This window comes from Kribbella sp. VKM Ac-2568, assembly GCF_004345365.1.
GTDB classification, from domain to species: domain Bacteria; phylum Actinomycetota; class Actinomycetes; order Propionibacteriales; family Kribbellaceae; genus Kribbella; species Kribbella orskensis.
In genome coordinates this window covers 96,921-107,224 of the sequence record NZ_SLVF01000022.1, presented here as the reverse complement: position 1 = coordinate 107,224, position 10,304 = coordinate 96,921, and the positions used below count along the sequence as shown (strand labels likewise).

General features: G+C 67.9%; 10 protein-coding genes. All 10 read left to right on the top strand.

The features are described 5' to 3' along the window. Positions 1-398: 398 nt before the first annotated feature. The 10 genes from EV648_RS40860 (at position 399) to EV648_RS40815 (ending at position 10,304) form a co-directional block, all read left to right on the top strand. Positions 399-1,064: a response regulator transcription factor gene (locus EV648_RS40860; RefSeq protein ID WP_132301595.1), complete on the top strand. Its 666-nt coding sequence runs from the start codon at positions 399-401 to the stop codon at positions 1,062-1,064. After that, positions 1,036-2,166, top strand: coding sequence for a HAMP domain-containing sensor histidine kinase (locus tag EV648_RS40855; protein ID WP_132301593.1), 1,131 nt, complete (start codon positions 1,036-1,038; stop codon positions 2,164-2,166). The genes EV648_RS40860 and EV648_RS40855 overlap by 29 nt, the downstream gene beginning before the upstream one ends. Positions 2,167-2,409: 243 nt before the next feature. Beyond that, positions 2,410-3,741 carry a right-handed parallel beta-helix repeat-containing protein gene (locus EV648_RS40850; RefSeq protein WP_158294214.1) on the top strand — a complete coding sequence of 444 codons (1,332 nt, stop codon included), beginning with the start codon at positions 2,410-2,412 and terminating at the stop codon, positions 3,739-3,741. A gap of 96 nt (positions 3,742-3,837) precedes the next feature. Continuing rightward, positions 3,838-3,936, top strand: coding sequence for a hypothetical protein (locus tag EV648_RS45490; protein WP_158294213.1), 99 nt, complete (start codon positions 3,838-3,840; stop codon positions 3,934-3,936). A 147-nt stretch (positions 3,937-4,083) separates the two neighbouring features. Next, positions 4,084-4,656: a sensor histidine kinase KdpD gene (locus tag EV648_RS40840; protein ID WP_132301589.1), complete on the top strand. Its 573-nt coding sequence runs from the start codon at positions 4,084-4,086 to the stop codon at positions 4,654-4,656. Further along, the gene (locus EV648_RS40835; RefSeq protein ID WP_132301587.1) at positions 4,653-5,297 is read left to right on the top strand and encodes a response regulator transcription factor; all 645 of its coding nucleotides are present in this window, start codon (positions 4,653-4,655) and stop codon (positions 5,295-5,297) included. Before EV648_RS40840 ends, EV648_RS40835 begins: the two co-directional genes overlap by 4 nt. Then, entirely contained in the window at positions 5,294-5,980 is a 687-nt protein-coding gene (locus tag EV648_RS40830; RefSeq protein WP_132301585.1) for a response regulator transcription factor, read from the top strand. Before EV648_RS40835 ends, EV648_RS40830 begins: the two co-directional genes overlap by 4 nt. Positions 5,981-6,100: 120 nt before the next feature. Beyond that, a complete protein-coding gene (locus EV648_RS40825; protein WP_132301583.1) occupies positions 6,101-7,318 on the top strand; it encodes a DegT/DnrJ/EryC1/StrS aminotransferase family protein in 1,218 nt (405 codons plus the stop codon). Then, positions 7,315-8,799, top strand: coding sequence for a polysaccharide biosynthesis protein (locus EV648_RS40820; protein WP_241996099.1), 1,485 nt, complete (start codon positions 7,315-7,317; stop codon positions 8,797-8,799). The genes EV648_RS40825 and EV648_RS40820 overlap by 4 nt, the downstream gene beginning before the upstream one ends. A 44-nt stretch (positions 8,800-8,843) precedes the next feature. Further along, on the top strand, positions 8,844-10,304 hold the full coding sequence (locus tag EV648_RS40815) for an RtcB family protein (RefSeq protein WP_132301581.1): 1,461 nt from the start codon (positions 8,844-8,846) through the stop codon (positions 10,302-10,304).

Below are 10,304 nucleotides of genomic sequence, written 5' to 3'. Positions count from 1 at the left end.
ACCGGCCTGGCCGGCCGATCCTGCGCCCGCGCCGGACCAGCCACCACCAACGGCCCCAGCAGCAACCCCACCGAGCACCCGACCGCCACAACCCGTCGCCTCGACGTCCCCATCCCGCCCCTCCCAAAAGCTCAATGACTCCCTGCATCCTCGACCTGGAAGCACGCAATGTCCATGACCCCGGACCTCACGGCCGCGATGCTGAGCGGACGCCGAGTGTCCGCCGGCTCACCCGCTGTTCACGATCGACGGACCGGCCGTCCGATCGTTGGAGCCGCTCCTGCGCCGTTGGGCAATCCCCACCTTTTCAAGGACTTCAGGCCTATTGTGGGCAGCGTCGTCCTGGCAAGAATGGGCGACAGGGGAAGAACGAAGGTCATCGTCCAGAGGGGGCCCGGATGACCAAGATTTTGGTGATCGACGACGAACCCGACCTGGTGAGATTCGTCCGGCGGGCTCTGGAGACAGAGAGCTACCAGGTACTCACGTCGACGAACGGGCTCGACGGGATCCGTCTCGCGCTGACCGAGCACCCCGATCTGGTCGTGCTCGACCTGATCATGCCGGGCGTACACGGCGAAGCGGTGCTGTCCGCGTTGATGGCACAGGATCCGAGCCTACGGGTGCTCATCCTGTCGGCGACCGGCGATGTCCAGCTGCGGATCGCCTGCCTCGAGCAGGGCGCGATCGACTTCCTGGCCAAGCCGTTCGCCCTCCGGGAACTGATCGCCCGCGTGCGCAACCGGCTGCAGGACAATGCCGGGTCGAGGCGGCGGGACACCCTGCAGGTCGGCGACGTCGTGCTGAATCTGCAAGCGCGGCAACTGCTCGTCAACGGCAAGACGACGGCGTTGTCCCAGCGGGAGTTTCTGTTGCTGCTGCACCTGATGCGCAACCCGGACGCGGTCTGCTCGCGGCAGGAGCTGCTCTCCGAGGTCTGGGGCTACGACTTCGACCCGGCGACCAACGTGGTCGACGTCTGTATCGGCCGGTTGCGCGCCAAGGTGCGACCGGACCTCATCGTGACGGTGCGCAATGTCGGCTATCAGCTCCAGAGCGCCTGAGCCACTGACGGCTCCGGCGGTCTCGGTGCCGCGGCCCCGGACCGGACTGGTGGTCGACGTCGGCCTGGCCGTCCTCGTTGTGGCGATGATGGGCCTGATGGTGACGCAGCCAGGCCATGAGGCCGCGCCGTTCCACATCATGTTCGTGGCCGTCGCACTGGCCTACGGCTACCGGCTCTGGCCCGTCGTGCCTACCTTGGCGGTCGTGGTGGCGATCACCGTACCGAGCGGATGGCTGATGTGGACCCATGCCTCGGAGGGTGCACTCGCGCACGCCGAGCTGGCCGAGATTCCGTTGGTGCCGATTTTGGTCCTCGTGATGGTCTGGCACGCTCAGCGCCGGGCGACCGCCCTGCGCCAGGTGAAGGACATGGCGTCGCGCCAGCTCGCCGGCCTGGACCGGGAACGCGAGTTCTTCCGTGACGCCTCACATGCCATCCGGACCCCGGTGACGATCGCCCGCGGCCATCTCGAACTGGCGGCGGCAACCGAGATTCCGGACGGCGTGGAACAGGATCTGACCGTCGCACTGGAGCAGCTGGATCGGATGTCGGCCCTGTCGAACCGGCTGCTCGCACTGGCGCGGCTCGACTCGGGAGTGGCACTACGACTGCAGCCGACCGACGTCGCCGAGCTCGTGGAGGGACTGGGCACCAACTGGTCCGCCAGCGCCGACCGGAGGTGGCGGATCAGGAACGAGCCGACCGGTCTCGTCGCAGTGGATCCCGAGTGGCTCGCGCTGGCCATCGACGCCCTGGTCGAGAATGCGGTCCGTTTCACCACCGACGGCGACACGATCAGCCTGCGCTGCCAGCTGCTCGACAGCACCTGCATCGTCTCCGTGACAGACTCTGGCCCCGGAATCGCGACCGAGGACCTGCCCAAGCTCTTCGACCGCTTCTGGCACCGGATGCCGCCGAACGGACCGATGGGCAGTGGTCTGGGGCTGTCGATGGCACGCGCGACGGCGACTGCGCACGGCGGTACGCTCGCGGTCCGCAACCACCCCTTCGGCGGCGCGGTGTTCGAGCTCACCCTCCCGGCCAGGTCGTCAGGGCCGTCTGACCACTCGATGACAAGGCCGTCATCTTCCTTGCTCTGACGCCGTGCGATGGCGCAGCCTTGCCTCAACTGCGTACGTCGACGCGCCGGGCCGAACCCCCACAGTTCGTCTCAGCGTCGTGCCTGTCGCCCACGTCGGCATCCCCCCTCGCCGCGTCGGCCGCAACCACGCTCGGACGACGTACGCAGTGGCAGGTTCCGGTCCGGATCTCGTCCAGTGGACGCAGGCGGCTACGTCGTTTGCGTGATGCAACGATCCTGTCCCGTTTCCTATCGTGAGTACATGAGACTGATCAGGGGTCTGGGGTTGTGCGCCACGGCGCTGCTGCCGGCCGGGCTGCTGGCGATCCCCTCCCTCGCCCAAGCCGCGACAACGACGCTGTACGTCGACCGGACGGTGGCCTGCTCCGACTCCGGCCCGGGCACCGAGACAACGCCGTACTGCACGATCGGCAAGGGCGTCAGCCGGCTCGTCGCGGGCTTCACCCTCTATATCGGCGACGGCAGCTACGCCGAGACGATCAAGCCCGCCGTCTCGGGGACCGCGGACGCGCCGATCACGATCACCGAGTGGCCCGGACGGAATCCCACCATCATCGGCTCCACCTACTACGGCGCCAACCTGACCAGCCGCAGCTATCTCTCCATCGCCGGGCTGACCTTCACCGGAACCGTTGCCGATGGCATCTATGTGTCGAAGGGCGACCACCTGACCATCACCGGCAACACGGTCATCGGAGCCGGCCGCCCCGCCAAGAGCCAGACGGCGCCCGGCATCAGCATCCGCGGCGCGACGTCGTCGACGGTCAGCGGTAACTACGTGCACCACAACAACGGCACGGGCATCGTGCTCAACTCCGGGGCGACCGGAATCACGGTCTCCGCCAACACCGCGAGCTTCAACGCCGACGGGTTCCAGCGCAACGCGAACGGCATCAACGTGATCAGTCCGGGCAATGCCGTACTTCGCAATGTCACCCACGACAACGAGGACTCCGGGATCCAGTTCTACACCGGGGGCAATGACAACCTGGCGGCGCTCAACGTCACCTACAACAACGGCGACCACGGCATCGACAACCTCAACGTCACCGGCGGACGGATGATCGGTAACACCGTCTACCGCAACTGCACCACCGGGATCAATGTCGAGGGCACCTCAGGCAGCTACCAGGTGATCAACAACATCGCCGCCGACAACGCTGTTTACCCGGCCTACAACGGCATCGCCTGCAATCGGCGGGCGGGCAACATCGGCATCTGGGATTCCGCCCCGGCCAGCACCGTCGTCGACCACAACCTGGTCTGGCTGACCATGGCCGGCAAGATGTACGCATTCGGGTCGACCTACACCTCGCTGGCCGCGATGCAGGCGGCGACCCACCAGGAGGCGCACGGAGTTCAGGCCGATCCAGGCTTCGTCGAGGCCGACAGCTGGAATCTGCGGCTGCTGGCCGGCTCGGCCGCGATCGACCGTGGCGACTCCGGCGTCAGTGGCGCACAGGCGACTGACATCGAGGGCAACTCGCGCTACGACGATCCCGCGACGCCGAACACCTTCGCCGAGGGGCCACGCCCGTATGACGACCTCGGCGGGTACGAGTACCTCCCCTGATCGGACGTCACGATCCGTGAAATTCTTACTCCGTAGCGGGGGTGGACGGTAGATGACGAAAAGATGACCGCATCATGACGGCTGGGCGATAGTCGCTTGTTTCAGGCGGGGAAACGCATCTACTGGAGCCCTGAGACCGGGACGTGTGTCCTTGGGGGCTCATCGAGGCGGCAGTGGCGGCATCACCGTCGGTAGCCGAGGTCGGCGGGCTTGGGCAGCACGGAACCGCGGGGGCGGTTCGCTCGGTGACGACTCTGAGGGGGGTGGTCCCAGGTGAGTGCTGTCAGTGCGTCGGAACCATTCGTCGGAGAGGGGTCCGCGGACACCGGTCCGGATCAGCTGATGAGGCTGTGTCACGACCTGCGACAGTATGTCGCCGCAGGTCTCCTGCTGTCCGAGCCCAGGCCAGGGCAGGAAGCCGGGCAGACGCGGTTGACCTTGATCCACCAGCAGTTCACCGCGATCGCCGAGATGCTCGCCGCGGAGTTCGACCGCAGCCAGGGCGCCGGCGCGGTCAATCTGACCCGGCTCGTGTCCGAGTGCGCCGACGTCGTGCGCCTCACCCATCGGGGCCGGATCACCATCCCGCGATCGAGCCAGGTACTCGTCCACGGCGAACAGGCACTGCTGCGGCGCGCGGTCGGCAACATGCTCGACAACGCCTGCCGTGCCGCCGGACCCGACGGCATCGTGACAGCCAGAGTCGACGTCGACGCCGAGGTCGCCACGGTCGAGGTCGTCGATGACGGCGCCGGCTTCGGCGGGATCACTCCGGGCACGGGTCATGGCCTGCAGGTCGTCGCCGCCGCTGTCCGCGCCTGCCAGGGCCGGGTGGAGATCTCCAGCGGCCCAGGGGTTGGCACCACGGTCCGGCTTTGCCTGCCTGCTCCCCGGCGGATGGTGAGGCCGGCATGAGGCTCGCCGTTTGCGACGAGCAATGGTTGTTCGTCTCCGTCCTGGCCGCAGCTCTTGCCCAGCACGGCCACCAGACGGTGCTGACTACCGATGAACCGTCTGTACTCCTGGACCAAGCGGCCGACATCCGGCCCGAGGTCTGCGTCCTGGACATCACGACCGGCTCCCCATCCGCTGTCGAGGTGGCTGAGCACCTGGCTGAACTCGAACCCAGGCCGGCTGTCGTGCTGCTGACCGACTCGTGCCAGGAAGGTGTCTGGGAAGCCCACGAACGAGGGCTCCTTCAAGGCGTCGTCAACAAGTCCTGTGCCTTCCCGGTGCTGATGGCGACGATCGACCGAGTTGCCGCCGGCGACCGGGTGTCCGAGGGCTGGCAGCAGGCCGAGCGACGACTGCACCAGGGTGTGGTCGACGCGTTGACGAGCCGGGAGCTCGAGGTACTCCGGCTCGTCGTGCGAGGACATTCGACCCAGATGATGGCTGATCAGCTCGGCGTCAGCCGCCACACGATCCGCACCCATGTACAGCAGGTGCTGCGGAAGCTCGGCGTCCATGGCCGGGGCAAGGTCGCCCGTGCCGCCGCAGCCGCGGGACTGGTCGACGTGGCAACTCTGTCGAGCACCGAAGGTATGCAGGGATGATGGCCTGCGACTCGGGAGCGGTCATTCTGCTCGTCGACGATCATCGGGTGTTCGCGGACGTGCTGGCCGACGCACTGCTCACAGACGGCGGGATCAGCCGGGTCAACCACGCCGCGACGCTGGAGACGGCGCGCGCACTGCTGGCCGCGGATCCACCCGATCTCGTGCTCCTGGACCTGGTCCTGGCTGACGAATCCGGTTTGGAACTGCTGTGCGAGCTTGCCCATCGGGAGGACGCCCCGGCCGCGCTGGTGTTGTCGGGAAGCAGCGAGCCGCGCCTGATCGTGAAGGCACTCGAGTGCGGCGCGAGGGGTTGGCTGTCGAAGACCACCCAGCTGGAGACGCTCCGGGCGGCCGTCTGGCAGGTACTCGACGGTCAGATGTACCTCGCGCCCCCGACACTCCGACCGGTGCTGACGCACCTGCTGGCCGAGCTGCGCGGACGCGACCAGGCGGCCGGCTTCGTCGCCGATCTGACCCCGCGCGAGCTCGAAGTCCTGCGCTGCCTGGTGTCCGGGATGACCAGGGCCGAGGTGGCACAGCAGCTGTTCGTGTCGATGAACACCGTCCGCACCCACGTGCAGAGTCTGCTCCGCCGATCGGACCAGCACTCGGCCCTGGCGCTGGTCGCCTTCGCCCGGTCACACGGCGTGAAAGGCATCGACGAAATCGACGATCTCTGAGCTGCCGGCGGGCCCGGATCGTCCTATTGACGTAGGCGTTCTCACCTCCTCGTCGGGCGCGAGGCACGCTCACAGCCCGTAGCGTCGGGGTCATTACAGGGGCTCTGAGGGGACAACGGGATGACAACCCGAATCAACGCTGTGCCACGCGCCGTATCGGCCGAAGACATCGCGGTGCCGTTCGCGGACTGTTATATCTCGGCCGAGGCGCAGGCGGCGGTGATGCGCGTACTGCGGTCCGGCTGGGTGACCACCGGCAAGGAGGTGGCCGCCTTCGAAACCGAGTTCGCGAGGTACGTCGGCGCGGAGCAGGCGGTGGCCGTCTCTTCGTGCACACACGGGATCGAGCTCGCGCTGCGATCGTTCGGACTGCCGCGTGGAGCCCTGGTCCTCACCTCGACGATGACGTTCTGTGGCGCTGTCCAGGCGATCGTGCACGCCGGTCTGCACCCGGTTCTCGTCGATGTGGACGCGGTCACCGGCATGCCGACGCCCGCCACGGTGCGGGAGGCCGTGCGGGCTTTCGGGCAGCCGGCGGCGATGACGATCGTGCACTGGGCCGGTGATCTCGCGGACGTGCCGGCTCTGGCCGATGCGGCGGGACTGACGCTTGATCAGGTCGTCGTCGATGCGGCCCACGCGATCGGTACGTATGCCGGGTCGACACCGATCGGGTCGGAGTGCGCAGCGACCTGTTTCTCCTTCTACGCAACGAAAAACCTGCCGCTCGGCGAGGGTGGCATGGTCTCCACCGACGACCCCGAGCGGGCCGGATGGTTGCGTCGGGCCCGTTTGCACGGAATGACCGCCGATGCCTGGCGTCGCTACCTGCCCGGCGGCGGCTGGCGCTACGACGTCGCCGAGGCGGGCCTGAAAGCGAACATGACCGACATCCAGGCGGCGATGGGACGTGCGCAACTCGCTCACCTGCCGGCCTGGCAACGCCGCCGGGCGCAGATCGCCGCACGGTACGACGACCTGCTGGCTTCCCAGCCCGGCATCGGGCTCCCCCACCGTCCCGAACTCGAGGCCGGCACGCACGCCTGGCATCTGTACCCGATCCGACTGGCACCGGGCATTGAGCGGGACGAGGTGATCGCCGAGCTCGCTGGGCGAGACATCGGCACGTCGGTGCACTTCATCCCGGTCCACCAGCTCACGTACTTCGGCCAGATCGCGTCGATCCCGCCGGGCGGGATGACCGGGGCGGAGACGCTGTTCGACCAACTGCTGTCGCTGCCGATCCATCCCCGGCTGACCGACGGCCAGATCTATGCCGTATGCGCGGCGTTGGCAGACGCCACGCATCGGCGGTTCTCCAGAAAGGGAGCGGAATGAGTCAGCCTGTGCTGCTACGGCAAGACGAGAAGAACCTGCTGCGGACCATCGTGGTCGGGGCCGGTGAGGCCGGCCTCGCCCTGGCCCGTGACCTGCACCGGGTCAGCTCGTTCGGACTGGATCCGGTGGGCTTCCTCGACGACGATGACGCGAAACAGGGCCGGCGGTTCGGGGGACGCCGGGTGCTGGGAACGCTGGCGGATCTCGAGGAGGTGCTGGAACGCAACCGTATCGACGTCGTCGTGGTCGCCATTCCTTCGATGCCATCTCACGAGGTGAAGAAGCTCGGGCTGCGAGCCGCCGCGCAGGGCGTCACAGTGCTGCACCTGCCGCCCTTCCTCTCGGCTCTGCAGCGCCAGATCGCGGGGACGGACATGCGCGCACTTCAGGTGGGCCCGCTGATCGGCCGACCCGAGATGCACGTGGTCAGCCGCGGCGCGGCCGAAGCGGTCGCGGGCAAGCGGGTCCTGATCACCGGCGCCGGCGGCTCGATCGGCAGCGAGCTGTGCCGCCAGGTCTACGGCTTCGGGCCCGCCGAACTCATCATGCTCGACCACGACGAGTCCAATCTGCATCGGACTCAGCTCGAGCTGTGGGGCGAGGCGTTGCTCGACACCGAGAGCACCGTCGTCGCCGACATCCGCGACGGCGAGCGGATCCACCAACTGTTCCGCGACCACCGTCCGCAGATCGTCTTCCACGCGGCGGCGCTGAAGCACCTGCCCGTCCTTGAACGCCATCCCTGCGAAGGCGTGAAGTCGAACGTCCGCGGCACCGAGAACCTGGTCGAGGCCGCGATCGCGTACGACGTCGAGCGGTTCGTGCTGATCTCCACCGACAAGGCGGCCAACCCTGCCTCGGTGCTGGGGGCAACCAAACGGCTGGCCGAGCTGGTGCTGGAGGCGCACCACGGGTCGGACACCGTGCTGACGGCGGTCCGGTTCGGCAACGTGCTCGGCAGCCGTGGCTCGCTCCTGCACGTGGTCCGCGACCAGCTCGCCAGCGGCTCCGAGGTGACTGTCACCCACCCGGAGGTGAACCGCTTCTTCATGACCATCGAGGAGGCCGTCGGGCTGGTCCTCGAAGCAGCCCGGATGGCCGACGGCTCATCGACGTACGTGCTCGACATGGGTGTGCCGGTCCGGATCGTCGACCTTGTCCGCAACTTCGCGAACCTGCTCAACATCCGCGACGTGAGGTTCAGGTACACGGGTCTGCGTCCGGGCGAGAAGCTCACCGAGGAGCTGTTCGGCTGCGAAGAGGAAGCATTGCCGACGGATCACCCGCGGATCTCGATGACGCGGCCGCCCCCTGCTGTCCCCGGCTTCCGGGCCGGCCTGCACGAGCTGTACGACGCCGCCTCGCACAACCGGCCCGACGAGGTGTTCCGGCACCTGCGCCGGCTCGTCCCCGAGTACACGCCGGCTCCAGGCCTGATGTCCGCGGTCGCCGCGGGTGCGCCGTATCCGGACGACTTCTGAGCACCGCATCCACCAGCGACCACCTGCGACGACTGCGAGAAGAGATGACCATTGAGGCAAGGCCACCACTGAGCGTCCGCGTCCTCGATGCCACCGTCACGCACACCCCGACGGTCTTCGACGACACCAGCCTCCTGCCGGTTGACCCCACCACGGTATCGGTGCTGAGTCATCGGATCGAGGGCGCGGACCTGGCCGCCCCACCGGTTGTGCTACCCGACTTCCACCACAAGTCCAAGATGGAGCTGCCGTCCAGCGTCGCCGTCGCGACCACCGGCACCATCCGCCCCGACCTGACCAGCTCGTCGGTGAACTGCGGGATGGCGTTGATCGCCGTCGACTCCGAGGTTCCGGACGACCGGGCGATAGACACCTTCATCCGGGCCGTCCGGGAGCGTTACCCCTATCCCACGCAGGGCACCCGGGAGCTGTCCCGCTCGGAGGTGGTCAGGGCGGTCAAGGACGGGTCGGAGTTCAGCGTCGACCGGTGGGGCGCACCCGCCGACGACCTGGAGCGGATCGAAGAGGGCGGGCGGCTCGAGCTCGAGCGCTACGGCGGCATCGATCGGCTGCAGTCCGAGCTGCCCGGCGTCGCCTTCCAGCTGGCCCGCTACCGGTTCGGCACCGTCGGTCCGTCGAACCACTTCGTCGAGCTCCAGCGGGTCGAGGAGATCCTCGACCCGGAGCGGGCGGCGAAGCTCGGTGTGACCGAGGGTCAGCTGACCATCCAGTACCACGGTGGTGGCGGCGTCCTCACCGGCGAGATCGGCCGGCTGTTCTTCCGTCGCAAGGACTACCCGCGACAGATCAAGGCGGTGAACGCGGCGCTCAAGCCGTGGTTCCACCTGCGGTCGGCCAAGTCCTTCGCGCAGCTCAAGGCCCGGTTGAACCTCTACTTCACCGACGGCTGTACTCCGCTCGAGCTCGCCAGCGACGAAGGTCAGCGCCTGATGCTGGCTACCGCGGCCGCGATGAACTACGGCTTCGCCTTCCGCACTGCGACGTACGCCGCGCTCCGGAAGATCGCGGCCGAGACCTTCGGCGCTGCCACCGGGCGTCTCGTCGTCGACTCGCCCCACAACAGCATCTACGAGGAACCCGTCGGTCACTCGACGGCCGTAATCCACCGGCACAACTCCTGCCGAGCCTTCCCCGCCGGCATGATGACGCCCGGCACAACCTTCGCGGAAACCGGCCAGGCCGTGCTGCTCCCCGGCACGCACCGCACCTCCAGCTACCTCGCGGTGGCCGGGGACAAGGCGGCGGCCAGCCTGTACTCCGCGTGCCACGGCGCCGGCACCGTCGTCAAGGATCTCGTCACCCGGGGCATCTCCGCCAACGACCCGCTCGGCCGCAGAACGCGCCGCTATCGCTACGACGACGGCGCTCCGACCGACGCGTTCCACTTCGACGATCGCGGTGTCGACGCCGCCCTCGACGTCCTCGTCCGCAACGGCCTGGTCATGCCTGTCGCGCGGATGCGGCCCGTGGCAGTCCTCCACTGA

Coding starts and splice junctions, on each gene's coding strand:
- EV648_RS40825 (WP_132301583.1), top strand. CDS start 6,101: ATGACAACCCGAATCAACGCTGTGCCACGCGCCGTATCGGCCGAAGAC.
- EV648_RS40855 (WP_132301593.1), top strand. CDS start 1,036: ATGTCGGCTATCAGCTCCAGAGCGCCTGAGCCACTGACGGCTCCGGCG.
- EV648_RS40860 (WP_132301595.1), top strand. CDS start 399: ATGACCAAGATTTTGGTGATCGACGACGAACCCGACCTGGTGAGATTC.
- EV648_RS40820 (WP_241996099.1), top strand. CDS start 7,315: ATGAGTCAGCCTGTGCTGCTACGGCAAGACGAGAAGAACCTGCTGCGG.
- EV648_RS40815 (WP_132301581.1), top strand. CDS start 8,844: ATGACCATTGAGGCAAGGCCACCACTGAGCGTCCGCGTCCTCGATGCC.
- EV648_RS40840 (WP_132301589.1), top strand. CDS start 4,084: ATGAGGCTGTGTCACGACCTGCGACAGTATGTCGCCGCAGGTCTCCTG.
- EV648_RS40830 (WP_132301585.1), top strand. CDS start 5,294: ATGATGGCCTGCGACTCGGGAGCGGTCATTCTGCTCGTCGACGATCAT.
- EV648_RS40835 (WP_132301587.1), top strand. CDS start 4,653: ATGAGGCTCGCCGTTTGCGACGAGCAATGGTTGTTCGTCTCCGTCCTG.
- EV648_RS40850 (WP_158294214.1), top strand. CDS start 2,410: ATGAGACTGATCAGGGGTCTGGGGTTGTGCGCCACGGCGCTGCTGCCG.